Origin of the sequence: Flavobacterium sp. (assembly GCF_031363805.1) — a bacterium.
In the GTDB taxonomy this organism is placed as follows: Bacteria; Bacteroidota; Bacteroidia; order Flavobacteriales; family Flavobacteriaceae; genus Flavobacterium.
Map to the genome: position 1 here is coordinate 16,165 of NZ_JANLVD010000093.1, position 25,959 is coordinate 42,123.

At 29.7% G+C, this 25,959-nt stretch carries 22 protein-coding genes and 2 tRNA genes; 15 read left to right on the forward strand and 9 right to left on the reverse strand.

Going from position 1 to position 25,959, the window contains the following annotated elements; all coding sequences use genetic code 11:
• Positions 1-56 precede the first annotated feature (56 nt).
• The 4 genes from RMN92_RS05395 to RMN92_RS05410 form a co-directional block, all read right to left on the reverse strand.
• The gene (locus RMN92_RS05395; RefSeq protein ID WP_309608443.1) at positions 57-290 is read right to left on the reverse strand and encodes a hypothetical protein; all 234 of its coding nucleotides are present in this window, start codon (positions 288-290) and stop codon (positions 57-59) included.
• 9 nt (positions 291-299) lie between these two features.
• Positions 300-746: a type II CAAX prenyl endopeptidase Rce1 family protein gene (locus RMN92_RS05400; protein WP_309608444.1), complete on the reverse strand. Its 447-nt coding sequence runs from the start codon at positions 744-746 to the stop codon at positions 300-302.
• Positions 747-1,194: 448 nt separating this feature from the next.
• Positions 1,195-1,356 carry a hypothetical protein gene (locus RMN92_RS05405; protein ID WP_309608445.1) on the reverse strand — a complete coding sequence of 54 codons (162 nt, stop codon included), beginning with the start codon at positions 1,354-1,356 and terminating at the stop codon, positions 1,195-1,197.
• Between the two features lie 19 nt (positions 1,357-1,375).
• Positions 1,376-1,537: a bacteriocin gene (locus tag RMN92_RS05410; protein WP_309608446.1), complete on the reverse strand. Its 162-nt coding sequence runs from the start codon at positions 1,535-1,537 to the stop codon at positions 1,376-1,378.
• 361 nt (positions 1,538-1,898) lie between these two features.
• On the opposite strand from RMN92_RS05410, the gene RMN92_RS05415 reads away from it, so the two are divergent.
• The 11 genes from RMN92_RS05415 (at position 1,899) to RMN92_RS05465 (ending at position 17,196) form a co-directional block, all read left to right on the forward strand.
• Complete coding sequence (locus RMN92_RS05415; protein ID WP_309608447.1) at positions 1,899-3,602, forward strand: helix-turn-helix domain-containing protein; 1,704 nt, start codon at positions 1,899-1,901, stop codon at positions 3,600-3,602.
• A gap of 116 nt (positions 3,603-3,718) precedes the next feature.
• Entirely contained in the window at positions 3,719-3,898 is a 180-nt protein-coding gene (locus RMN92_RS05420; protein WP_309608448.1) for a hypothetical protein, read from the forward strand.
• A gap of 150 nt (positions 3,899-4,048) precedes the next feature.
• A complete protein-coding gene (locus RMN92_RS05425; RefSeq protein WP_309608449.1) occupies positions 4,049-5,731 on the forward strand; it encodes a S8 family peptidase in 1,683 nt (560 codons plus the stop codon).
• A complete protein-coding gene (locus RMN92_RS05430) occupies positions 5,731-7,941 on the forward strand; it encodes a lantibiotic dehydratase family protein (RefSeq protein WP_309608450.1) in 2,211 nt (736 codons plus the stop codon). The genes RMN92_RS05425 and RMN92_RS05430 overlap by 1 nt, the downstream gene beginning before the upstream one ends.
• Entirely contained in the window at positions 7,938-8,789 is an 852-nt protein-coding gene (locus RMN92_RS05435) for a thiopeptide-type bacteriocin biosynthesis protein (RefSeq protein ID WP_309608451.1), read from the forward strand. The genes RMN92_RS05430 and RMN92_RS05435 overlap by 4 nt, the downstream gene beginning before the upstream one ends.
• A 36-nt stretch (positions 8,790-8,825) precedes the next feature.
• The gene (locus RMN92_RS05440; protein WP_309608452.1) at positions 8,826-11,054 is read left to right on the forward strand and encodes a peptidase domain-containing ABC transporter; all 2,229 of its coding nucleotides are present in this window, start codon (positions 8,826-8,828) and stop codon (positions 11,052-11,054) included.
• A gap of 100 nt (positions 11,055-11,154) precedes the next feature.
• A complete protein-coding gene (locus RMN92_RS05445; protein ID WP_309608453.1) occupies positions 11,155-12,444 on the forward strand; it encodes an HlyD family efflux transporter periplasmic adaptor subunit in 1,290 nt (429 codons plus the stop codon).
• A gap of 262 nt (positions 12,445-12,706) precedes the next feature.
• Positions 12,707-13,804, forward strand: a complete 1,098-nt coding sequence (locus RMN92_RS05450; RefSeq protein ID WP_309608454.1) for a DNA cytosine methyltransferase — start codon at positions 12,707-12,709, stop codon at positions 13,802-13,804.
• Positions 13,791-15,941, forward strand: coding sequence for a sensor histidine kinase (locus tag RMN92_RS05455; protein ID WP_309608455.1), 2,151 nt, complete (start codon positions 13,791-13,793; stop codon positions 15,939-15,941). The genes RMN92_RS05450 and RMN92_RS05455 overlap by 14 nt, the downstream gene beginning before the upstream one ends.
• Positions 15,942-15,944: 3 nt before the next feature.
• On the forward strand, positions 15,945-16,574 hold the full coding sequence (locus RMN92_RS05460; RefSeq protein ID WP_309608456.1) for a hypothetical protein: 630 nt from the start codon (positions 15,945-15,947) through the stop codon (positions 16,572-16,574).
• Positions 16,567-17,196: a hypothetical protein gene (locus RMN92_RS05465; RefSeq protein ID WP_309608457.1), complete on the forward strand. Its 630-nt coding sequence runs from the start codon at positions 16,567-16,569 to the stop codon at positions 17,194-17,196. The genes RMN92_RS05460 and RMN92_RS05465 overlap by 8 nt, the downstream gene beginning before the upstream one ends.
• Positions 17,197-17,294: 98 nt before the next feature.
• Here the strand turns inward: RMN92_RS05465 and RMN92_RS05470 are convergent.
• From RMN92_RS05470 to mutS, 3 genes are all read right to left on the reverse strand, one after another.
• A tRNA-Leu gene (locus RMN92_RS05470) sits at positions 17,295-17,380 on the reverse strand.
• A gap of 120 nt (positions 17,381-17,500) precedes the next feature.
• A tRNA-Gly gene (locus tag RMN92_RS05475) sits at positions 17,501-17,573 on the reverse strand.
• Between the two features lie 136 nt (positions 17,574-17,709).
• Complete coding sequence (mutS, locus tag RMN92_RS05480; protein WP_309608458.1) at positions 17,710-20,319, reverse strand: DNA mismatch repair protein MutS; 2,610 nt, start codon at positions 20,317-20,319, stop codon at positions 17,710-17,712.
• Positions 20,320-20,466: 147 nt separating this feature from the next.
• Between mutS and RMN92_RS05485 the strand changes: the two genes are divergently transcribed.
• Complete coding sequence (locus tag RMN92_RS05485; RefSeq protein WP_309608459.1) at positions 20,467-20,970, forward strand: DUF1573 domain-containing protein; 504 nt, start codon at positions 20,467-20,469, stop codon at positions 20,968-20,970.
• Positions 20,971-21,035: 65 nt separating this feature from the next.
• A complete protein-coding gene (locus tag RMN92_RS05490) occupies positions 21,036-21,566 on the forward strand; it encodes an RNA methyltransferase (RefSeq protein ID WP_309608460.1) in 531 nt (176 codons plus the stop codon).
• Positions 21,567-21,691: 125 nt separating this feature from the next.
• Here RMN92_RS05490 and folK read toward each other — a convergent pair whose 3' ends face one another.
• Complete coding sequence (folK, locus tag RMN92_RS05495) at positions 21,692-22,840, reverse strand: 2-amino-4-hydroxy-6-hydroxymethyldihydropteridine diphosphokinase (protein ID WP_309608461.1); 1,149 nt, start codon at positions 22,838-22,840, stop codon at positions 21,692-21,694.
• A 136-nt stretch (positions 22,841-22,976) separates the two neighbouring features.
• On the opposite strand from folK, the gene sppA reads away from it, so the two are divergent.
• Together sppA and RMN92_RS05505 are read left to right on the forward strand one after the other, a co-directional pair.
• The gene (gene sppA / locus RMN92_RS05500) at positions 22,977-24,740 is read left to right on the forward strand and encodes a signal peptide peptidase SppA (RefSeq protein ID WP_309608462.1); all 1,764 of its coding nucleotides are present in this window, start codon (positions 22,977-22,979) and stop codon (positions 24,738-24,740) included.
• A gap of 191 nt (positions 24,741-24,931) precedes the next feature.
• On the forward strand, positions 24,932-25,141 hold the full coding sequence (locus RMN92_RS05505) for a hypothetical protein (RefSeq protein WP_309608463.1): 210 nt from the start codon (positions 24,932-24,934) through the stop codon (positions 25,139-25,141).
• Here RMN92_RS05505 and RMN92_RS05510 read toward each other — a convergent pair.
• Complete coding sequence (locus RMN92_RS05510) at positions 25,115-25,840, reverse strand: hypothetical protein (RefSeq protein ID WP_309608464.1); 726 nt, start codon at positions 25,838-25,840, stop codon at positions 25,115-25,117. The genes RMN92_RS05505 and RMN92_RS05510 overlap by 27 nt on opposite strands.
• Positions 25,841-25,959 lie beyond the last annotated feature (119 nt).

The window sequence follows — 25,959 nt, forward strand, 5'->3', positions numbered from 1 at the left end:
AAAGCGAAGAAGTTATTTTCTATAAATTTTAAGGATTATTTCTGTGTAGGATTTACCTACTTGTCATTTATTTTGCATTCAACTGGATTAATGTCTGCCTCTGTGCTAGATTTTGAATTTCTTTGCAAGTGTTTATTAATAAACTTATAAAACCCAAAAAAAGAAACAAATTTCACCATCTTGTCTAAAAACTCCAATAGTTCATTGTCTTTATATACTTTATGCAAAATAATTATGCTGATGCTGGCAATGATTGCAATTGTAATGAGAATTATTTTTTTTATGTTCATGGTTTAAATTTATTTTAAAATAAAATGGTACAAATTGTTTAAAAGGTGAATCATTGAAACCGAAAAAAAAGCTATATTAATGCTATATTTTTTCTTAAATAGTAAAAAAGAAGCAAAAAGATATACGCCTGTAAAAAACGATAGAAAAACATATTGTAAAGAATAGAAATGTGTTAATGAAAATACAACACAGGAAATTAATCCAATACTATATACATTCATCTTATCTTCAAGTATTTTTATCGGAGCAAAAATAAAAACTAACGTTTCTACGAATGGACCTAAAATAACCATCAACATAAATCTTTCAATTGCGTTATCCCATCCTATCAATACTTTGGTTGAAACATCTGCAATAGGAAATATTTTCATTAAAGATGGAATAAGCAAATAGATATTTATAAATGACAAAACCAATACCATAAAAAAACAACCTAAATACATTTTATATTTCATTTTTCTTAAATTTTTCGATTACAACAAAAAATTAAAACTGCTGTAATTGTTGATAGAATATCAAAATAATCAAATTTAATATTGTCTAAAAAGTAATTTATACTCTCATGAAATATGGAATAAATAATTATATATTTTGCAATATGTGAAATTTTAAATTTTAAAATATGTCTTGTAAATAGGCAAAAGATAATAGTTCCTAAAAAATTAGGAAATATTCCAAACATGAAAATAACAATTTCATTATTATTATTATCAAAAATGTACGGTCTAATGTAATGACGATTAATTATGTATAAAATAATTAAAAAGAATATTACAAATAAAGTTTTTGAATTATTACTAAGTCTTTCTTCTATATAAATTTTAAATCCTGACATCAATTTTTTTTAATAAAATTCAATAAAAATCATGAGACCACTTTACATTGTGGTCTCATGAAATATTTTTAGTTAAACATATGACCTATATCATACATTGTAACAAGTGGGCCTCCAATTGCCCATCTAACAGCATAACCAAATAAATATGCTCCATTTTCAGATTGACCTCCATTTACTTCGATTAATTCTGAGTTACTTAAACTTTCTAATAAAAATTCATTTTCCATTTTTTCTATTTTTTATAAATTAATTTCCCATTAAACCTTGCATAAAACTACCTGGATTTTCTATTGAACTAATTATTCCATACAAGAGTAGTCCTGCTGCTACTTCGCCCCAAATTCCACCTTCTGTAGTTTGTACTTCGTTAGCATTAAGCTCAACTAAATTCAAATTTTCTAAATTCATTTTTTTAGTTTTTAAAATTAACATTTATTTATTTGCTTGCAAGCGGTTTATTTCAATATTCTTTAATTTGTATTTCGAACTACAAGTTCCAGAATAAAAAATAATTTTTTAATAACACCTCAGGTTTTTGTTTTTGTAAAACTCGTTTTGAGATGTTTTAATGAGGCAAATGTATAGGGTGGTTTTGGGTTGTGCAAATGGTGTGTGTCGGAATTCGGGAATTTCGATATGGAATTCGCGAATTCCGTATTCTGAAACTTTATAAGTGTCTGTTAAACAAATGTTTTTTATAACTTAACAAAAATATTATTTAGTATTGATTTTTGTTGTTTTATACTATTTTTGCCAAAAATAATTGATAATGAAAGAAAGGATTGGCTTTATAAAAATAATTTTATTTCTTCTACCAATTGCTTTATTGGGTCAAGTTCAAAAAAATTATTCAAATGAATTATCTTATGATGACTTATGGAATTTATATTTTGATAATTTAAATGATTCATCCAAACAAATTAAATATGCTGATGCTTTTTTAAATAAAGCTAAAAATGAAAAAGTGCGCGGTAATATTGCCAGAGGATATTATTTGTTTTCTTTGATGCACAAGAAAGAGAAAGCTATAATGTATTTGGATAGCGTTATTAAATACTCCATAGATACTGACAATCCAAATTTTCCAGTTTCTGCTTATTGTGAGAAAGCTACAATTCTTAAAACACAATTTAAATTTACAGAAGCCATGGATAATTATTTAATGGCAGAAAAGTACGCAACTAAAAATAATGATAAAGATCAGCTGAACAAAATAAAATTGTTTATAGCCATAACAAAATCTGAAGACTTAGGAGAAGTTGATGAAGCTATGGCTATGTACAAGGATTGTTTTAAATATTTTAAAAATAAAAAGATAAAAGATAAAAAATACTCGCATACATATCAAAATTTATTATTTGCACTAGCAGACTCATATAAGGCTTTATTTAATACTGATTCTGCAACCTATTACAACAGAATAGGCTTCCATGAAGCAATGAGCACTAAAAGTATTGAAATGTCATATTATTTTATTTTAAACGAAGGAGCAAATCAAGTTGTTAAAAAGAATTACAAAATAGCAATAGATAGTGTAAATAAAGTGTTGCCTAAAATTATAAGATTAAACGACCAACCGAATATTATGGCTGGATACTATTATCTTGGAAAAGCTTATCAAGGTCTTAAAAATGACGATTTAGCAGTTCAAAATTTTATTAAAGTCGATTCGATTTATCAAAAATATCGAATAATATATCCAGAATTTGTGAGTGGTTATACCTTCTTAATTTCTTACTATAAAAAAATAGGTGATAAAGAAAAACAATTAAAGTACCTTTCTGTTTTTATGGATATTGATCAAGAGTTTAATAAAAATTATAAAGGGATGTATAAATTATTGGTTAAACAGTATGATATTCCTCATTTAATTTCTGAAAAAGAAACACTTATATCATCATTAAAAACCGACAAATCCAAATATACTTGGCTCATTATAATTTTATTTATTATTTCTTCTCTACTAATAATTTTTGCACTATATCAAAAACGTTTGAATAAAACTTATAAGCTTCGATTTGAACAAATTGTAAAGAATACTAATCAAACATTAAACATTGAAGATGAAATTATAGTTCATAATACTAATACAAATGACATTTCAGAAGTTATAATTAAAGACTTGCTTAAAAAACTTAAAAACTTTGAAGATGAAAAACAATATTTGCTACCCAATTTGAAAATTGAAACATTATCTAAGGAGTTTGATAGTAATAATAAATATTTATCAACAGTAGTAAACAAATACAAACAAAAAACATTTGTTCAATATGTGAATGATTTAAGAATAGATTATGCAATTTCAGATTTACAAAATAACAATAAACTAAGAAAATACACCATTCAAGCACTTGCAGTTGAATTTGGATTTAATAATGCTGAATCATTTTCTACTTCTTTTTACAAAAAAACTGGTATTAAGCCTACTTATTTTATAAAAGAATTAGAAACGCTAGATTTTACAAAAAACTAAAGATCAAATAATTGAATAAATTGAAAACACGAAATTCACGAATTCCGATATCTAATTAAAATATTTATAGATTAAATTAAATTCTCATTATATATTTGTAAAAAATATTCAAAAAAATGAAAACACAAAAAAATTCAACAAAAAAAGTTACATTAAATAAGTATGCTTTTGAAAAACTAACAGTATTTAAATTTAAAAACTTGACAACAATTAAAGGTGGTCAAAATACAGATCCTCTAACCACTACACAACTTAACGGTGGTTCCTCTAGAAACTGTGATCCTGCTAATAATTGATTTAAACAACCATTTCTATAATTTTAAAAATACCTTAATAAATAAAAGTTTTTGGTATTCTTTTCACTTATATAAATCTGTAATATGTTAAAACTAATAAAGGTCAAAACCTACAATAATTAAAATGTGAAATATATTTATATAATTATTATGTTGACATTAATCTTTCCTATTAGTTGTAAGTCTATAAAACAAACTAAAAATGAAGATAGTGCCACTTTGCATAAAAAAGCATCGGAAGAAAAATTTAAATTTTGGCATCATGAAGATTACCAAGAAAATCATATACCAGGTATTTCATTAAATAAATTTTATATTAATTTTTTAAGAAAAGTAAAGGTAACAGAAGTAGTAGTAGCAGTCATTGATACTCAAATAGACTCAAAACATGAAGATTTAAATGGGCAAATTTGGGTAAATAAAAAAGAGATTCCTGAAAACCGTGTGGATGATGATGGTAATGGATATATTGATGACGTAAATGGTTGGAGCTTCACAGGTACAAAAAGTGGGGGTTACGTGGTTTGGTCTAACTTTGAATATGTAAGAGTTATTAGGGAATGGGAGTCTGTTTTTAAGGATAAAACAGAAAATCAAATACTATCTAATGATATTGAAAATTATAAAGAATATAAAAGAGCATGTTTAACGTTCGAAAAAAAACTAAAATTTTACAAGAATTGGTCAAAGTCATCTCAACATGCTATTTTACTTTATCCAATAATAAAAGACACATTAAAATATTTTTTTCCTAAAGAAGATTATACATATAAGCAACTAGATAGTATGTACAAAATCTATAAAATCAATGATAAATCTTATAGACAAAGACGCGATGATGGTGATAAGGATTTAGGAGCGTTGATTGATTACAGAATGGTGAGCCTAGAAGTTAATCACATATCTTTAAAAGATTTACAAAATAATAATGTAGAATTAGATTCAATTTTATATAAAAATCTTAATATTAATTTTGATGAAAGACTTTTTATAGGTGATAATCCAAAAATATTAGAAAAAGGTTATGGCAATAATAAGATTAGCTCAAATATAATAAATCATAGAACTATTCAAGACCACAACACCAAAGTTTCTAGTATAATAGCAGCTAATCGTGAAAATAATATTGGAGTTAAAGGCTTTTCAAGTAATATAAAAATAATGCCTTTAAACATATCGCCATCAGGCGATGAACATGATAAAGATATTACTATGGCAATTCGTTATGCTGTAGATAATGGCGCTAAAGTTATTAATATGTCCATTGGTAAAGAATTTTCATTACACAAAGACTGGGTTTTTGAAGCATATAAATATGCTGAACTACATAATGTGCTAATTGTGCATTCATCAGGAAATGATGGTTTAAATGTAGACGAACGTCCATATTATCCTAGTGATTATGATTATAATGGCAATAATGAAGTTTGTAATAATTTTATCAATGTAGGGTCAACAACTAAAAATTTAGATAGTACATTTGTTTCCTCATTTTCCAACTATGGTAAAAAAAATGTAGATTTATTTGCGCCAGGTGAACAAATTTACACCGCCATACCAAACAATAAATATGACTTCGACTCTGGCACATCGCTTGCTGCGCCAATGGTTTCAGGCACAGCTGCTTTAATTTGGTTATATTACCCAAAACTTACCTCAAGCCAAGTCAAACAAATTATATTAGACTCAGGCACTGCATATGACATTGAAGTCATAGTCCCAGGTACAAAAGACAAAAAAGTAAAATTCTCCGAACTTTCCAAATCTGGCAAAGTGCTTAATGTATACAAAGCAATGAAAATGGCTGAGGAAGTGAGTAGAAAGAAAAGGTAATGTTTCAAATTCATCACTTGCCCCAATACATTCTCAGAACTCCAGCATTTCAAATTTCGAATTATCTGAATTTATTAGAAAATTATTCTGTTGAAGCATTATTATTACAATTTGAAAACCCATATTTTAGAGAAGCCATTAAGTTGGCTTCGCCAGAATTGGTTGGACTGGTTGACAAATGGAAACAAAACCCTAATAGCTTATCTAACGATAAAAAATTGGGTCTTGAATCGACACTTTTAAAATACATATCCAGAATATCTTCCCGTTGTACTCCTTTTGGCACTTTTGCAGGTTGTGCAGTTGGAGAATTTGCTGAAAACACGGATATTAAATTAAACCGTTACCATACATTTTCACGACATACTCAATTTGACATGCACTTTTGGGTGGCATTCCTTCAGGATTTTGCCAAACGCAAAGATGTAATGAACTACCTTATTTTTTATCCAAATACTTCCCTGTACAGTATTGGCGATTTTTACAGGTATGTAGAATATAAATATATCAATACAAAAAGAGAACATAGTGTTTCTGCCATTAGAAAATCGGAACTTTTAGAACTTTTATTAAATGAAGCTAAAAACGGAACTACAATAAATAAAATGACAGCAGTTTTGGCTGATAATGAGGCTGAAAAAAAAGAAGCATTAGTCTTTATTTATCAGCTTATTGAATTTCAGTTTCTTGTAAGTAATTTGGAGGCAGGCGTTACTGGAAATGATGAATGGGCAAAGGTTTTAAATATAATTGAAAATATTCCAGATTTGCAGGATGATAAATTAAGATTACTAAAAATTAAAAAAGAAATCGAAAATTTAGACATTACCATAGTTCCGAAGCAAGAAACTTACAGCAATTTAAAAAGCTTAATTGAAGAAACGAAAATACCATTTGAAGAAAAATATTTATTTCAGGTCGATTTAAATTTAGCTACATCAGCAAATACTTTAAACCAAAATACCGTCAGAAAAGTGCAACAGGCATTATTTTTTTTGAACGGAATGCAGAAAAAAAAGCCGTTTTATAACCTGTTTGAATTTATAAAAAAATTTACAGAAAGATATGAAACCCGCGAAATGCCATTATCAACAGTTTTGGATACTGAAATTAGTATTGGATATATTCAAAATACCGACATGAACGATGTTCATGATATTTTAGATGTGTTTTCTTTTAGAAATAAAAGCACTCCTAAAACAGAAGAATCATGGACAAACTTCGACTATATAATTGAAAAAAAACTTCAAGATGCTGTAGCGCAAAATAGAAAGATAATTTCACTTATTGAAAAAGATTTTCCTGAATTTGATTCCTCTTGGCATGACACTCCCGCTACATTTTCTGTAATGGTGGAAATTTTTGAAAACTACAACAAGGAAGAAACTGTGTCCATAGTTTCATCGGGAAGTATAAGTGCAGCAAAATTGTCAGGTCGTTTTTGTAATGGAAACGCAGCTATTCATCATTTAACCAATAAAATTACAGAGAAAGAAAAATTATTTTATAACGATAAAATGCTAGCAGAAATTGTGCATATTCCTGAATCCAGAACAGGAAATGTATTGCGAAGGCCCGTGTTGCGCGATTATGAAATTGCCTATCTTTCTAATTCTGGTGTAGCTGAAGAATTTGTGATTAATATATCTGATCTAATGGTTTCTGTGAAAGGTGGAAAAATTATATTGCGTTCTAAAAGGCACAACAAAGAAGTAATACCTTGTTTGTCAAACGCACATAATTTTTCAAGCAATAGTTTGCCTATTTATCATTTTTTGTGCGATATGCAAATGCAAAACCTAAAACCAATTTACGATTTCAGTTGGGGCATTTTGCAATCTCATTATAACTTTTTCCCAAGAGTTGTTTACAAAGAAGTCATACTTTCAAAAGCCAAATGGATTGTAAATAAAAGTGAGATTGAATCTTTTTTTAATACAGAAAAAACGAAACTACTTAATAATTTTCAACTATGGAGAAGCCTACGCGAAATTCCTCAATATATAAATTGGACAAATGGTGACAATACACTTTTGCTCGATTTAGAAAAAGAAATAAGCGTTAATATGTTTATAAATTCAGTAAAAAATTTGGATAAAGTTATATTAGAGGAGTTTTTATTTACTCAAGAATCAGTAGTGAAAAATGAATTTGGTGACAACTACACCAACCAATTTATACTTTCATTTTACAAAGAACAGGTAGCATGAAAAGAAATTTTTGCATAGGAAGCGAATGGTTGTATTATAAAATATATACTGGTGTAAAAACTGCTGATATTGTTTTACTAGAAAAGCTATATCCAGTTATAGAAAAGCTAAAATCAGAAAAAATAATTGACAAATGGTTTTTTATACGCTATAACGATCCTCATGACCATATTAGAATTAGATTTTTCAGCAAATCACACCAAAATTCTGCTATTGTAATCAATCAATTATATCCAGTTTTTAATGAATTGTTGGAACAGGATATTATTTGGAAAATTCAGCCAGACACTTACCAAAGGGAATTAGAAAGATATGGAGAAAATACAATAGAAGAATCTGAAACTTTGTTTTGGCTGGATAGTGAAATGATTATAAAATATTTGACTTTAAAATCGAGTTTTACCAATTTAAACACACCACTGTTTTTTAGTTTTTTGACTATTGATTCTTTTTTCAATTCATTCTCATTAACCAACACGGAAAAATTGGATATTTTAAATAATTTGCAACTGTCTTTTAAAAAAGAATTTGATGCAGATAAAACATTAAAAAAAGAATTCGATAAAAACTACAGAGAACTATATCAAGAAATGAATATTATACTAACATTAAAATCAAACAAAAATTTTAACAAATTATATAAATTAGTAAAAGAAAAAACTTTAAAATCTACAAAAGTCATTTCACTTATTCAAAATAATATTCAAATACCACTATTAGATTTTTTAACCAGTCATATTCATATGATGCTTAACAGACAGTTCACATCTAAGCAACGTATGTATGAAACGCTTATTTACGACCAATTGCATAGATATTATAAAACTTTAGAATTTAAACAAGTGTAGTTATTTTGTTTATTTTTGGAAAATTAAAATCAAAATTTGAAAACCTTTCCCAATTACATACAAGCAGATTCAAAAGATTGTGGTCCAACTTGTCTCAAAATAATTGCCAGATACCATGGCAAAACTTTAAACATTCAAAGATTAAGGGAGTTTAGTGAAACCACACGAGAGGGAAGCAATTTACTGTTTTTGAGTGATGCCGCTGAAAAAATTGGTTTTCGAAGTCTTGGCGTAAAGTTAAACATAAACGCTTTGCAAGAAGTACCATTGCCTTGTCTTTTGCATTGGAATAAGGATCACTATGTGGTGCTATATAAAATTACGAATTCCAAATTACGAATTACGAATTCCAAAAAAACAGAAAACAAATACTTAATTTCCGATCCAGCCTTTGGACTTATCAAATACAATCAACAAGACTTTTTGAAATTCTGGATTGGCAACAATGCAAGCCAAGAGACTGAAGAAGGCATTGCTTTATTGCTCGAGCCAACACCAGTGTTTTTTCAATCTGAATTTGACAAAGAAGAAAAAAAAGGCTTGGGTTTTGGATTGCTCTCGCAATATGTTTGGCGGTACAAATCGTTTTTGGTTCAATTGGCTATTGGGCTATTAGCCAGTAGTTTGTTGCAATTGATATTCCCATTTTTGACTCAAAGCATTGTTGATATAGGAATTCAGAATCAAAACATACATTTTATATATCTAATTTTATTTGCACAATTATTTTTGTTTGCAGGGAAAATAGGTTTAGAGCTTATTCGCAGTTGGATATTGTTGCATCTTTCTACCCGAATAAGTATTTCGTTAATTTCAGATTTTTTTATCAAATTAATGAATTTGCCAATTTCATTTTTTGATGTCCGAATGACGGGAGATATCATGCAACGCATCAATGACCACCACAGAGTAGAAAGAATTTTGACCACTTCCTCGCTTAATGTTTTGTTCTCAGTTGTAAATATGTTTATCATGGGTGGCGTTTTGGCTTACTACAACATACAAATATTTCTGGTGTTTTTTGCAGGAAGTATTTTGTATTTCGTTTGGATTACTTTGTTTTTAAAACGGAGAGAAGCACTTGATTACAAAAAGTTTTCGGAAGTGTCTCAGGAACAAAGCAAAGTGATTGAACTTATCAACGGCATGCAGGAAATAAAACTTCACAATGCTGAGAAACAAAAACGTTGGGGTTGGGAATATTTGCAAGCAAGATTGTTTCGGGTTTCTATAAAAGGTTTGATTTTGGAGCAGACACAAACTACAGGTTCCTCAATCATCAATGAGTTAAAAAATATTTTTATCATATTTCTATCTGCAAAATTAGTCATTGATGGCTCGATTACTTTGGGGATGATGCTAGCCATAAGTGCCATAGTTGGTAGTTTAAATGGACCAATTGCACAACTAATTGGTTTTATAAGAGAATGGCAGGATGCTAAAATCTCATTGGCTCGACTGTCTGAAATTCATGATAAAGAAGATGAAATCCAACAAGAAGTAACCCAAACGCATGATTTTCCGGCTGATGCAGACATAGAAATTAAAGACTTATCCTATCGTTATTTGGGATCAGATATTCCAGTTTTAGAAAACTTGAATTTGACAATTCCTGCCCATAAAATTACCGCCATAGTGGGTGTAAGCGGAAGCGGAAAAACTACTCTAATGAAATTATTATTGAAGTTTTATGAACCAAATATCGGGCAAATTAATATTGGAAACACACAACTTTCCTATATTGCACAAAAAACTTGGCGTGCCCATATTGGAGCAGTCATGCAAGAAGGATTTATTTTTAATGATACTATTGCAAATAATATTGCTATTGGTGTAGATATAGTAAACAAAGAAAGGTTGGTTTATGCCGCCGATGTAGCCAATATTAAAGATTATATTTCTTGTTTACCTTTAGGTTACAATACAAAAATTGGTTCGGAAGGTGTAGGGATGAGTAGTGGACAAAAACAACGTTTGTTAATTGCCAGAGCGGTATATAAAAATCCTGAAATGTTGTTTTTTGACGAAGCAACTTCTGCACTCGATGCCAACAATGAAAAAGAAATTATGCAAAAATTGGATATATTCTTTAAAAATAAAACCGTAGTTGTTATTGCACATCGATTGAGTACTGTGATGAATGCAGACCAAATTGTAGTTTTAGATAAAGGGAAAATCATAGAAATTGGCAATCATGAAGAATTGGTAAAACAGAAAGGTAATTATTATGAATTGGTTAGAAATCAATTGCAATTAGGAACTTAGGATTTTAGATTGAAGATTAAGATTTTGGACCCGAGCTTTAAAGGGAACTTACGAAGTATTTTAGATTAACAATTTTGATTTCAAATTTAAATAAAAACAAATGCCAGAAAATACCGACTTTCAACTTCGAAGCGAAGAAGTTCAGGACATACTCACCAAAGTTCCAAATTGGATGATTCGTTGGGGCACGGTTTTAATTTTTGGAATTATTTTAATTTTGTTTTTTATGTCTTGGTTTATAAAATATCCAGATGTAGTTTCCACAGAAATTGTGATTACAACCAATATTCCACCTGAAAAATTAGTGGCTAAAACTTCTGGAAAAATAGAAGCAATTCTCATAAAGAATAAATCAATTGTGGCTCAAAATACACCACTGGCTATTATTGAAAATTCGGCAAACTATCGAGATATATTTAAACTGAAAACCATTATCGAAAAAGCCAATTTCAATAATTTAAATAGAAATTTTCCTTTTGCTACTTTAAACAACCTACAATTGGGAGATATAGAAAGTAGTTTTGCACTTTTTCAAAAAGATTATATTGCTAACCGATTTAATAGCGATTTGAAACCATTTCAAGTAGAAAACAATGCTCAAATTTCAGAATACAAACAAATAAATGAACGATTAAATCTTTTACAACAACAAAAAGGCATTACTGAAAATGAACTGCTTCTTCAAAAGAACGAGTTGAATAGATATGAAAGTTTGCACACAAAAGGAGTAGTTTCTACACAGGATTTTGAAAATAAAAACCTAATTTATTTACAAGCCGAAAAAAACTATAAAAATTTATTATCCTCTATTTCTCAATTAAAATCATCGTTGATAGACAATACAAAATCAACCAAAAACACACAAATCAATAGTACCAAAGAATTTGTAAACCTTGAAAGAAGTGTCACACAATCTTTTTATCAACTAAAAAAAGCCATTAAAGATTGGGAATTAAATTATGTTTTAAAATCGTCTATTGCTGGCGAAGTTACTTTTCTTCAAATTTGGACAGAAAATCAAACCATAAATTCAGGCGATAATGTTTTTACCATTGTCCCAACTAACCAAAACGGTTTTGTGGGAAAACTAAAAGCACCCGCCTTAAACTCTGGAAAAATCAAAATTGGTCAAAAAGTAAATATTCGGCTAGCCAATTTTCCAGACAGAGAATTTGGTTTGCTCAATGGAGAAGTAAAGAACATTTCACTTGTGCCAGACAAAGAAGGCAATTTATTAATAGATATTATTTTACCAAACGGACTTCTTTCCTCCTATAAAAAACAAATACCATTTCAACAAGAAATGAAAGGTTCTGCCGAAATTATTACGGAAGATTTAAGATTAATTGAAAGAGTATTGTATCAGTTTAGAGAAATTTTTAAAACTTAATTCGATTTAGGAACTATCCTGTAAGTCTGTATATAGCAATTTTAGTTGAAAATAATGCTGTTTTGCGTTAATGTAACGTAAGATTAACGGTAATCATTTCTTTTAAAAACGCATATCCAAACTACTAAATTATTTTACTTTAAAAAATAGTTGAAGCTTTTCAATATGCTGATAAGTATAAGAATGTAAACTTTTAATAGTTAACCATAATATTGACTTTGTGATTTTTCTTTTGTAAATTGCGAATTTATAATACTTTTTTATGTCAAAGAAAAACAAACAACCTAACATTAAAGATTTTTCAGTAATTGACTTATTTTGTGGGGTTGGCGGTTTAACTCACGGATTCGTTAAAGAAAATTTCATTATTGATGCAGGAATAGATTTTGATAAATCATGTAAATATGCTTTCGAAAAAAACAATGCTGCTGTTTTTTATCATGAAGACATTACGAATATTTCTGGTGGAGATTTAGCTTCAAAATACACCAAAAATAAAAGAAGAATATTGGTTGGATGCGCTCCTTGCCAGCCTTTTTCAATTTACAACCATAGAAACTCTAACATATCGCAAACAAAAAGTGATGATGAGAAATGGAAATTATTATATTCTTTTTCTAATTTGATTGAAGATGTAAAACCTGAGATTATATCAATGGAGAATGTTCCACAATTATTGAAATTTGACAATGGAAAAGTTTTTAATGATTTTGTATACAGGTTAAAAAAACAAGGCTATCATGTTTCCCATTATATTGTCAACTCTCAAGATTATGGAGTTCCACAAAGAAGAAAAAGATTAGTATTACTAGCATCCTTACATGGGAATATAGAATTAATTGAAAAAACGGTAAAGAATAATGAATTTACTACCGTTAAAGATGCCATAGGACATTTACCGCCTGTTCAAGATGGCGTTTCACATCCTTCCGACCCACTTCATAGAGCAAGAAAACTTACAGATTTAAACAAGAGGAGAATACAAGCTACAACTGAAGGAGGTTTTTGGAGAGACTGGGATGAAAGCTTATGGCTAGAGTGTCATAAAAAAGAATCAGGCAAAACTTTTAGAAGTGTTTATGGGAGAATGAAATGGAATGATGTTGCACCTACAATGACAACTTACTGCACAGGTCTAGGTAATGGAAGATTTGGACATCCTGAACAGGATAGAGCTATAAGTTTGAGAGAAGCTGCTATGTTACAAAGTTTCCCTCAAGATTATGACTTTATCGACCCAACAGTTCCAATGTCAACTCCAAAAATTGCTAGACAAATAGGCAATGCCGTTCCAGTTGGTCTTGGTCAAGCAATAGCAAAAAGCATTAAAATTCATATTGAAAGTCTTGAATCAAATTAAAGAAAAATTGGAAGATAACCAATCATTAAAATGGCGCTTTGATGTAAATACTTTTCGTCTATTAGGCAGAGATTTAATTACTGACAGAATTACGGCTGTATATGAATTAGTAAAAAATTGTTATGACGCAAATTCTACTAAAGTTATTGTAGATTTTGAAAAAGTCTCTGAGGTTTCGAATGAAAGTAAAATATCAATTATTGATAATGGAATTGGAATGTCTTTTATAGACATAAGAGACAAATGGATGGTAGTAGGTACTAATAGCAAAAGAGTGAAGCTATTTTCTGACCAACCATTTAATAGAAAATTTGTAGGCGAAAAAGGAATTGGAAGATTTGCAGTTGACAAATTAGGAGAAAGAGTTCAGATAAAAACAAAACAATTAGGCGAATCTAATTGGCTCAATGTTAATATTAATTGGGATGAATATGAAGAAATTTCTAACAAAACAAAAGATTCTGGTCAATTATCATTATTTACAGAGGTTGAAAATAAATATTCTTACGAGACAGGAAATAAAAATGATCAAGGAACCATAATAACTATTACAAAAATATCAGAAATTTGGACTGAAAATGATATTGAAAGGCTATATAAAGAATTATCAAAATTAGTTTCTCCATTTTATCCAATAAAGCCTCCTTTTAATATTTTTATAAATACTGATAAATTCAAGAAATATCAAAATGAATCTGTAAAAGCAGAACCTATAAAGTATTACTCGCATTACGCCGAAATTGGTTTTGATACCACAAAAAACATTCAAGAAACATTATTTTTCAGTATTCTAAATGGAGTAGTAGAAAAGAAAGAAACTGATATAAAAATCTTTGGTGGCGTAAAAATAAAATTATTCTATTTTAATGAAAGTGCTAAAAGGAAATATAATTCCGCATATAAAAATGATGACACAAGAATTGATGGAATAAAAATTTATAGGGATGGAATTGTAACTACTCCTTTTGCTGAGTATGAAGATAAAACCGAAAAGCAAAGAGATATTTTAGGCATTGATAAACGAAGATGGCGTGGAACATTTGACACGATTGGAACACGTGAAGTTATTGGCATTGTAGATATTACAAAATTTGAAAATCCTAAAATTATTGATGCCACTAATCGTCAGGATTTTATATCCAATAATGAATATAGTTCTTTAAAAGAATTTATATTAGAACAATTAGCAGCATTTGAAAAATTAAAAATTCATGAAAGAACTTCAAAAAGAAGTTTTGTTGAAAATCAATTAATTGAAGCTGGTAGTGACGTAAAATCTTTTGAAAAAGAGCTTGAAAAAATTGAAATTGAAATAGTAAAAACTTCTCCAAAAGCTAAAGAAAATATTGATCAATTAAAGCTACAAGCAAAGGAATTACATACTATAATAAATAAAGGAATTGCTGAACAGAAAAAATTTCAAAAAGAAGTTGAAAGAAAAGAAAAAATACTTTATAGTATGGTTTCTATGCAAGAGTACGCTTCAATGATTGCTCATGCAGTAAGAACATCTATTGCTAAAGTAAAACATTTCGCTGAGTTTATTAAGACTAACTACCCTAATCCTGATTACGACAAATATTATAAATTATATGCAGTTTCTATATATAACGAAATGAATACATTAATTTCAGTTACAGATTTTATGTTAAGTTTCGCAAGTGTTGACAACTCATATGAAGATTTTAATGTGTCCGAATTAATCAAAGATTTACTTGAAAATCAGTATGAAACAATATTTAAAAATGAAAATATAAAACTAGAGATAGATGTTAAAGATGATTTTGTAATAGATACAAATAAAAAAGCTTTTCAGGATGTTTTTCAAAATTTAGTTTCAAATTCTATAAAAGCACTAAAAAATACGACTGATAAAAAGATTAAATGTACAGGTTTTTTAAATACTGATAGTTTTGTAATTTACTTTTCAGATAATGGAATTGGTGTTGACCAAAATGACAAAGATTGGATTTTTGGTTTATACAATACTAGAACGGCAGAACAAGGTGGTGCAGGAGTAGGACTATATATTGTTGAAAAACAAATTAAAGCCTTAAATGGAACAATTGAAGTAGTAGAGAGTGAATTTAAACCTATTGGAGTAACTTTTAAAATAACAATCCCTTTTAATAGATAAAATATGAGAGAAATTTCGCCAACAAAAATTGTTGTTATACATGATAATATAGATGAAACTTCTCCAATTATGGTCGAAATGTCCATTAAGTATGGTAATGAAAATGTTATTTTATTTAAACATTCACAAGATGGATTAGATTTCGTATTAAATAATCTTGGAAATAAAATGATTGTACTTTTGGATAAGAACTTTTATGATGGAAAAGAAATAGATGGTATAAAAGTTTTTGAAAAAATTAGAGAAAAAACTTCTCTTGTATATATAATACTTGTCACTGTAAGTAAAATTTCTGAAATTGATGGGGATACTTTAAAAATGCTTATCAATAAGGATCTTTTCAAACTTGAAAGTTATACAAATGATTACAAAGCCATAATTAATTTAATAGACGAGGCTCTTTTAACCATAGGAACGAAAGTTGATTCGGTAATAGAGGATTGGATTATGAGACATCCTGTAGAGAAAAGAGAACAAATTATATTGAAAACGAAAGACGGTCGGTCGTACTCAATGAATGATATCTTAGAAAGTATTAGACAACAAACAGAAGTAGGAATTGAATTTGAAAAAAATTTATTAAAACTAGCAATAGAATTATTTAGTCGACAAAAATTAAGAATAGATGATTAGAATTATAATAGCTTATGATGATAACGATGCCGAATTAGGAGATTATTTCGATGATAGTTTTAAAGACTTTAATAACAATCTTAGTATTAATACTAATACTTCAACTATAGCAATTAGAGGTTTAGAATGTAGCCAAACTAATATTAAAGCTATTATCCCTCTCAATGTACCATATATTTTTATTGGGCTTTCTCACGGAAATGAACACCAACTACTTACCGAAAATGATGTTTATGCTGACAGTAATGATGTTTTACATTTTAAAAACTCATTGTTTTACTCTCCAAGTTGTAGTACCGCTTTAGAACTAGGAAAAAGATTAATAGAAGCAGAATGTGTTTGCTTTATAGGTTGTGCTAGAGATACTCTTGCAACATATGAAGATTTTTATCACTTATATATTGATTGTGAAAACTATTGCATTAGAGAGTTTGTTAATTCAACCAAAACCATTGAAACTACATATGATGAAATGCTCAAATATTTTGATTCTAAAATTGATGAACTTTTTGAGCAGGGTGATAATGAAATATTAGTTGCAATGGAATTACAACACAATAAAGATAGTTTCGTTTTGGAAGGAAATAAAAAATTGACTATTAAGTATTATGATTTGAAATAGAAAATCTCAAAATTTAATTTCGTCGGACAACAGTCGGACAAAATCCATAAAAAAATCTCGTAAAATCTTAATTATAAGATTGTTACGAGATTTTACAGTACTCAGAGCGGGACTTGAACCCGCACGAACATTGCTGTTCACTGGATTTTAAGTCCAGCGTGTCTACCAATTTCACCATCCGAGCATTTTGCTTTTGTGTGTTATATTTAATTTTTATAAAATTAATTAAAAATAACACTATACTTGCATTTTGTTTGATTTTTGAAATATAACTAATTCAAATTTCAATTAAAATATGCTTTTGAGCGAAAAACGGGGCTCGAACCCGCGACCTCGACCTTGGCAAGGTCGCGCTCTACCAGCTGAGCTATTTTCGCATTTTTTTATTTAAAAGAACAACAATCCGTTTACCGTATTGCGAGGGCAAATTTAATACATTAATTCAATAATGCAAGAGTTTTTGAAGAAAAAGTTATACTTTTTTGTAATGACTTGAAAATCCTGAATTTAGGGTTACCCTTTTTTCAACAACATTCTTTTTATTTCATTCAATTTCATTAAAGCTTCAACTGGTGTCAAAGTATTAATATCTAAACTTAATATTTCATCTTTGATTTCTTCCAAAAGTGGATCATCCAAATTGAAAAAACTCATTTGCATATCATCTTTATTAGATTTTAATCCGTTTAATGGATCGGCAGAATGATTTTTTTCTAATTTTTTTAATATTTTTTCTGCTTTTTGCAATACAATTTGTGGCATTCCAGCCATTTTCGCCACGTGAATTCCAAAACTATGTGCACTTCCGCCTTTAACTAATTTTCTAATAAACAAAACCGTGTCTTTCAGTTCTTTGACAGAAACATTATAATTCTGAATTCGACTTAAAGAATCCGACATTTCATTCAACTCATGATAATGTGTAGCAAATAAGGTTTTGGGTTGTGCTGGATTTTCATGCAAAAATTCTGCAATGGCCCAAGCTATCGAAACACCATCATACGTGCTTGTTCCTCTTCCAATTTCATCTAATAAAACCAAACTTCTTTCCGAAATATTATTCAAAATAGAGGCTGTTTCATTCATTTCGACCATAAAAGTCGATTCGCCCATAGAAATATTGTCGCTTGCTCCTACTCTAGTAAATATTTTGTCAACTATGCCCATTTGTACACTTTCGGCTGGGACAAAACTTCCCATTTGCGCCAATAAAACTATTAATGCTGTTTGACGTAAAATAGCTGACTTACCAGACATGTTTGGTCCTGTAATCATAATTAATTGCTGGGTTTCTCTGTCTAAATAAACATTATTAGCAATATAAGGAATGCCAATTGGGAGTTGTTTTTCAATAACAGGATGTCGACCATTTTTTATATCTAATGAAAATGAATCGTTTATTTCTGGACAATTGTATTTGTTATCGATAGCCAATTGGGCAAACGAAATCAAACAATCCAATTGAGCAATTAAGTTGGCATTTAATTGTACTGGCTTGATGTAAGTAGCAATCCAACCAACCAATTGTTCAAATAATTGATTTTCTATTTGTTGAATTTTTTCTTCGGCACCCAAAATTTTGGTTTCATATTCTTTAAGTTCTTCTGTAATGTATCGCTCAGCATTTACAAGTGTTTGTTTGCGAATCCATTCTGGTGGGACTTTGTCTTTGTGTGTATTTCGAACTTCAATATAATAACCAAAAACGTTATTGAAAGATATTTTTAAAGATGAAATACCGGTTTGTTCAGATTCTCTTTTTTCAATGCCTTCCAAATATTCTTTTCCGAGTGATGAAATACCGCGTAATTCGTCCAATTCTGCACTAATTCCTAAAGCAATGGCATTTCCTTTGCTAATGGCTACTGGAGCTTCTTGATTTAAAGTAGTTTTTATTTTTTGGCGCAACAAATCGCAAGCATGCAAACTATCGCCAATAACTTTTACGGCTTCTTGCGAACTTTTGAGTGCCATTTCTTTTATTGGAATGATAGCATCTAGCGATTCTTTTAAATGTATAATTTCCCTAGGACTAATTCTGCCTGCTGCTACTTTAGAAATTAATCGTTCCAAATCGGAAATTTGCTTAATTTGATATTGAACTTTTTGAAGTATTTCCAGATTTTCTTTAAAATAAGCCACCACTTCATGGCGCGATTTTATTTTATGGGCGTCTTTCAATGGCAATGCCAACCAACGTTTAAGCAATCTTCCGCCCATTGGCGAAAGCGTTTTATCGATTACATCCAATAATGTCACTGCATTTGGATTGTAACTGTGGTACAATTCTAAATTTCTAATAGTGAATCGATCCATCCAAACGTAAGCATCTTCAGCAATGCGATGTATGGATGTAATATGTTTGTTTTTATTGTGTTGCGTTTCTGATAAATAAAACAAAATAGCACCCGAAGCAATAATTCCATTAGACAATTCTTCAATTCCAAAACCTTTTAAGGAATTGGTTTGAAAATGATTAATTAAAGTTTCGGTAGCATAATCTTCTTTGTAAACCCAGTCTTCCAGATAAAAAGCATGAAAATTATTACCAAATTTTTCTTTGAAATCAGCTTTATTTTGTTTGGCAACTAATATTTCGCTTGGATTAAAATTCTGTAATAACTTATCAATATATTCTTCATTTCCTTCAGAAGTTAAGAATTCGCCAGTTGAAATATCCAGAAATGAAACACCCATAATTTTTTTTCCAAAATAAATTGAAGCCAAAAAGTTGTTTGTTTTAGAATTCAAAACCTCATCGTTCATAGAAACGCCTGGTGTAACCAACTCTGTAACACCACGTTTTACAATAGTTTTGGTCATTTTTGGATCTTCAAGTTGATCGCAAATAGCTACTCGAAGTCCAGCTTTGACCAATTTTGGCAAATAAGTGTTTATGGAATGATGTGGAAAACCAGCCAAAGCCGTTTCTGTTGGAGATCCAGCGCCACGCTTTGTCAAAGTTATACCCAAAATTTTGGAAGCACGGACGGCATCTTCACCAAAAGTTTCGTAAAAATCGCCCACACGAAATAGCAAACAAGCATCGGGATATTTCCTTTTTATCTCGTTATATTGTTTCATTAAAGGGGTTTCCTTAATTTCTTTTTCTTTCGTTGACAAAGTATATTTTTTAAATTTTAGTAAGCGAATTTAATTATTTTAAATTCAGAAATTATGTTAAAAAAGAATTAATATTTATGAGATTATTTATTTGAATTTCAATTTTTTATTTACATTTGTTTAATATTAAAATTAATTTAAATAAAAATGAAAAAAATATTAGTAATTGTTGCTTTTATGATGTTGGGAACTACAGTTTCTTTCGCACAAGATTTAGGAAAAGCAAACACAGAGGTTAAAGCAAAAAAAACTACTAAAAAAGCCAAAACTACTAAAAAAGCATACAAGGCTGAAGTAGAAGGTGCTGGAATGAAGTTTGTTTCTGAAACTGTTGATTATGGAACTATCAATCAAAATGCTGATGGAAAAAGAGAATTTGTATTTGTAAACAACGGAAACAAACCTCTTATTATAACAAATGCTACTGGATCATGTGGATGTACAGTTCCTTCTTATCCGAAAGAGCCTATTATGCCAGGTCAAAAAGCAGTTATTGGTGTAAAATATGATACATCAAGAGTAGGTGCTATTTCAAAAACTGTTACTATAACTTCAAATGCTGAAGGAATGCCTTCAAAAGTTTTGAACATAAAAGGTACCGTGAATCCTGTAGGTGCTACAGTTACACCAGCAACAGCAGTAAAAAGCTAATAAAATTTATATTTATATAAAAGCTTCCGAATTTTTTGGAAGCTTTTTTTTTGAAAATTATTTAAATGCGAAAATTAGAAAACAGCGAACTAGAAAGAAAATCTATTGATGATTTCAAAGTAGCAAAAAAAACGCCTATCATTATTGTTTTGGATGACATTCGAAGTTTGCATAATATTGGTTCAGTTTTTAGAACTGCTGATTCTTTTTTAATAGAAAAAATATATTTGTGCGGCATAACTGCAAAACCACCAAACAAAGAAATTCACAAAACTGCTTTAGGCGCAACGGAAACTGTAAATTGGGAATATTCTGAAAATGTATTGGATGTAATTGATACTTTAAAACAAAATAATATTTTGGTTTTTGCTATTGAGCAAGTAGAAAATGCCACTTTTTTAAATGACTTTAAAGTTGAAAAAGATAAAAAATACGCGTTGATTTTTGGAAATGAAGTTTTTGGTGTCAATCAAGAAGCTATAAAAAAATGCGATGGAAGTATCGAAATTCCACAACTGGGAACCAAACATTCGCTAAATATTTCGGTAAGTGCTGGAATTGTGGTTTGGGATTTGTTTTGTAAATTCGATAGTTAGATAATTCGATTTTTCGATGATACGATTTTTGATGTTTACTTGTTTGATTGTTCCATGATTTTATATTTTGATGGTGCGATTATTTGATGGTTGTAAAATTAACTTTGATTCGTCTAAAAATCGAACTATCGAACTATCGAATCATCAATTTTCTCCTTAATTGCTTGCAAAACTTTCAAATAATCTTCTTGTTTTTTTACAAAATCAAATTCAGAAACATCTATAATTAAACTGTTTAGGTTGGTTTGCGATTTAATAAAATCCAAATAACCTTTGTTTATTTTATCCAAATAAGATGCTTTAATATCTTGTTCGTAGTTTCTGCCTCTTTTTTTAATGTTTTCAAGCAATCTATCTGTGTTTTGATATAGATAAACATACAAATCTGGCTTTGGCATTTCTTTATAAATAATATCAAACAATGTTTTGTACAACCTGAATTCGTCTTCTTGCAAAGTAACTTTGGCAAAAATTAAAGATTTAAAAATATGATAATCAGCTACTACAAAATCTTTAAACAAATCAAACTGAGACAAATCGTCCGACAATTGCTGGTATCTATCCGCCAAAAAGGACATCTCGAGCGGAAAAGCATACCTGTTTTGATCTTTATAAAATTTAGGCAAAAAGGGATTGTCTGCAAATCGTTCCAGAATAATTTTGGCATTGAAATCGGAAGCAATTTTTGAAGCCAGAGTTGTTTTTCCTGCGCCAATATTTCCTTCAATAGCAATATAATTTAAATTGGAGATAGGATGTTTTATTGGAATAAATTCTATTTCAGAAATTACTTTACAATCACTTTTATCAGGACAAATAGTCAATAATTCTTTAACCGTTTTTTGCAAAACTGGATGCTTCCAATCTAAATTTAAGTCCAACATAGGTTGTAGCACAAAAAGTCTGTTTTGCATTTCAATATGAGGAACATTTAGAAATTCAGTTTTTATAACTTCATTTTCGATAGCAATAATATCAATATCGATTATTCTAGCTTCATATTGCGATGCATTTTTTGGAGTTCTGCCTAGCTTTTTCTCTATTCCCATTATTTTTTGCACCATTTTATCTGGAGAAAAAGAGGTGTTCAAAACCAAAGCACAATTAAAAAAATAATCACTATCAAAACCCCACGAAGGTGTTTCATATATTTTTGAAATGCATAAAACCAATCCAATTTCTTGGTTGATCAATTCGATACATTTTTCAATGTTTTCTTGACGATTTCCTTGGTTGCTACCTAATGATAAAATGACTTTTATTGGCGTTTTCATATGTAAAGCAAATTAACTAAAAGAATTTCAGAATATGTAATATTTATGCAAGTGTTCGTTAAATTTATTGAAATTTTTAAATCCTATTGTAACAAAATACCATAAAGAACTACTAATTAGGTATAAATTTATTATTATGAGATTTTTAGGAAATGTATTGGCAACCATTGTTGGTTTATTTGTTTTTATAATGTTATGCTTTTTTGGAATAGTTATTATAGGTGCTATTTTTGGTAGTGGTTCAAAATCAACTTATGTAGAAGATAATTCGGTTTTAGAATTAAATTTAGAAAATATATCCAATGATTATGGTGGAAAATTTAATTACGAAGAAATTGGCTATTATGATGCAAAACATGATGGTTTAACCGATGTTTTGAATGCTATTAAAGCAGCAAAAACTGATGAAAAAATAAAAGGGATTTCTATATTAAACAACACTTTAAATTTAGGAATTGCACAAACCAAAGCTTTACGCGATGGACTTGAAGACTTTAAAAAATCGAAAAAATTTGTATTATCCTACGCAAATGTATATTCTCAAAAAGATTATTATTTAAATTCAATTGCAGACGAAATATACTTGAATCCAATTGGAGAGGTCGATTTTAAAGGACTTTCTACCGAAGTCATGTATTTTAAAGATTTTCAAGACCAAACTGGTATTAAAATGGAAGTTATTCGCCATGGAAAATTTAAAAGTGCCGTTGAACCTTTTTTATTAAGTGAAATGAGTCCTGAAAATAGAACTCAAATTTCTACCTTTTTAAATTCGATATGGGATTCTATGGTTGTTGATATTTCAAAATCAAGAAATATTCCTGTAGCTCAATTGAATAATATTGCATCAGGTTTGTTGGCAAGAACCCCACAATTGGCTTTGCAAAATAAACTAATTGATAAAATTGCTTACGAAGATGTTTACCATGAGGACATTAGAACCAAATTGAAATTAAACAAGGACGAAGATTATAATTTTGTCAATATTGTGGATTATACACAAGATTATGCCACCTCATCATCTGACTTTGATGTAAAAGATAAAATTGCGGTTATTTATGCTCAAGGTGAAATTGGTTCAGGGGAAGGCGATTTGAATGTTGTGGGTGAAGGTTCTATGCGAAGATCATTGCAAGAAGCTAGAAAAGATAAAAATGTAAAAGCTATTGTTTTAAGAATTGATAGTCCAGGCGGAAGCGCATTGACATCGGAATTAATTTGGAGAGAAATAGAAATTACCAAAAAAGAGAAACCTGTAGTGGTTTCGATGGGAAATCTAGCGGCTTCAGGAGGTTATTATATCGCTTGCAATGCCAATAAAATTTTTGCTGAGGCTAGCACAATCACTGGATCTATAGGTGTTTTTGGTGTATTGCCCAATTTAACCCAAGTGACTAAAAAATATGGTATCAATACAGAGTTGGTAGAAACCCATGAAAATGCTTCAGGCTACAGTTTGTTTAAACCGCTGGACGATAATTTCAGAGCTTTCACACAAGAAGGTGTAGAAACTATTTACAAAACCTTTGTTACAAGAGTGGCAACAGGTCGTAAAATGACTTTTGCACAAGTAGATGCTATTGCTCAAGGTCGTGTTTGGGCAGGTTCAGACGCTTTGAAATTAGGATTGGTGGATCAACTTGGCGGACTAGACGATGCCTTGGCTTATGCTTCAAAATTGGTAAAAATCACTGACTATTCCACTGTTGATTATCCAAAATATGAAAAAGACTTGGCAGATTTGTTTGGTGGTGGTGGTTTGCCATTTATGAAATCGCGCGAAAGTTTAATTAAAGCAGAAATTGGGGAAGCCAACTATAAAGTCATTGAACAAATTCGAAGGTTGAGTGTTCAAAAAGGGACACAGGCTTTGTTGCCATTTGAGGTGAATATAAAGTAATAGAATGGTATAATGAGTGAAAAAAATTGTTCATTATAATTAAAAAAAGTATTGAAAGTAATATTATAAAACCCGCAAATCTAAGGTATGATTTGCGGGTTTTGTGTTCTGAGTAAGCCTTGTTGGGTTTGACAGAAGCCTTATTGGGTTTGGCGGAAGTCTTGTTGGGTTTTGCATAAGTCTTGTTGGGTTTGGCGGAAGGCTTGTTGAGTTTGGCGGAAGGCTTGTTGAGTTTGGCGGAAGGCTTGTTGAGTTTGGTGGAAGGCTTGTTGGATTTGGCGGAAGTCGTGTTGGGTTTGGCGGAAAGCTTGTTGGATTTAGTGAAAGGCTTGTTGGGTTTGCAACAAGCCTTGAATATTTGGAAAGTTTATAACTTATTGTCGTTTGAATTTTATTCTTGAGATTGCTTTATACTGTGCTGAACTTGTATCAAGAATTGTAAAAAGGTAGTCTTTTGCGGCATTAGCAACGTCTACCAAATTATCTGAACCATTATAAAATGTGGTATTCCTAGTACTGCGTGCATTGTTTAGTGGAACATAGGTTGTTGCTACCGCTTGTGTTTTTGACAGCATTTGTTCCTTTTTGTTTTGATAGGTTGCTACCTTATATTCTGTTTCGTTTGGATTAAAGTTAGGTGTGTTTTGCAATAATGAAATTAATAAATCCATGTTATTGGTACGTTGGTCGTAGCTCAATTGAGATGTTGAATAATTTACTGCTGCTTCATCTAGATTTGTAGATTCTTTTATTGGAGTTTTTCTTTCACCTTTTAATTTACGAACTATGGTCATAAAATCTTCCAATTGTACTTGTGTAACTCCTTCTGTTGCTTTGTATGCTCTTCTAAGTTTTGTTAGGTCGCGATTTAAGGGTTTAAAAATGACTTCTCTTTCGTCTACTGCTACAGAATATGGGGCTAATGAATCATTTACAATTTTTTGTTCGCTGAAACCTTTGGTGTAAAAACTTTGAAGATTTGCCAATAATAATTTTGGATTGCTCGGAACGTATATTGCGCCCAATGCTTGAATGTTTGTGTTTAATAAATTGAGGTTTGCAATGTTTTTTGCGTGTCCCACTTCTGATGATGAAGCCATAATATATGTTTTTTATTTGTTAATAATATTTTAAAAATAAATAAAAATTGTTAAGATTTGTATTTATATTAATTTTTTTATTAAAAAAATTGTGATAAATTTTTTACAAGCATTTAATA

Coding starts and splice junctions, on each gene's coding strand:
- RMN92_RS05420 (WP_309608448.1), top strand. CDS start 3,719: ATGAAAACACAAAAAAATTCAACAAAAAAAGTTACATTAAATAAGTAT.
- RMN92_RS05435 (WP_309608451.1), top strand. CDS start 7,938: ATGAAAAGAAATTTTTGCATAGGAAGCGAATGGTTGTATTATAAAATA.
- folK (WP_309608461.1), bottom strand. CDS start 22,840: ATGAAAACGCCAATAAAAGTCATTTTATCATTAGGTAGCAACCAAGGA.
- RMN92_RS05510 (WP_309608464.1), bottom strand. CDS start 25,840: ATGGCTTCATCATCAGAAGTGGGACACGCAAAAAACATTGCAAACCTC.
- RMN92_RS05405 (WP_309608445.1), bottom strand. CDS start 1,356: ATGGAAAATGAATTTTTATTAGAAAGTTTAAGTAACTCAGAATTAATC.
- RMN92_RS05415 (WP_309608447.1), top strand. CDS start 1,899: ATGAAAGAAAGGATTGGCTTTATAAAAATAATTTTATTTCTTCTACCA.
- RMN92_RS05445 (WP_309608453.1), top strand. CDS start 11,155: ATGCCAGAAAATACCGACTTTCAACTTCGAAGCGAAGAAGTTCAGGAC.
- sppA (WP_309608462.1), top strand. CDS start 22,977: ATGAGATTTTTAGGAAATGTATTGGCAACCATTGTTGGTTTATTTGTT.
- RMN92_RS05395 (WP_309608443.1), bottom strand. CDS start 290: ATGAACATAAAAAAAATAATTCTCATTACAATTGCAATCATTGCCAGC.
- RMN92_RS05425 (WP_309608449.1), top strand. CDS start 4,049: ATGTTGACATTAATCTTTCCTATTAGTTGTAAGTCTATAAAACAAACT.
- RMN92_RS05460 (WP_309608456.1), top strand. CDS start 15,945: ATGAGAGAAATTTCGCCAACAAAAATTGTTGTTATACATGATAATATA.
- RMN92_RS05450 (WP_309608454.1), top strand. CDS start 12,707: ATGTCAAAGAAAAACAAACAACCTAACATTAAAGATTTTTCAGTAATT.
- RMN92_RS05485 (WP_309608459.1), top strand. CDS start 20,467: ATGAAAAAAATATTAGTAATTGTTGCTTTTATGATGTTGGGAACTACA.
- RMN92_RS05465 (WP_309608457.1), top strand. CDS start 16,567: ATGATTAGAATTATAATAGCTTATGATGATAACGATGCCGAATTAGGA.
- RMN92_RS05410 (WP_309608446.1), bottom strand. CDS start 1,537: ATGAATTTAGAAAATTTGAATTTAGTTGAGCTTAATGCTAACGAAGTA.
- RMN92_RS05490 (WP_309608460.1), top strand. CDS start 21,036: ATGCGAAAATTAGAAAACAGCGAACTAGAAAGAAAATCTATTGATGAT.
- RMN92_RS05430 (WP_309608450.1), top strand. CDS start 5,731: ATGTTTCAAATTCATCACTTGCCCCAATACATTCTCAGAACTCCAGCA.
- RMN92_RS05400 (WP_309608444.1), bottom strand. CDS start 746: ATGAAATATAAAATGTATTTAGGTTGTTTTTTTATGGTATTGGTTTTG.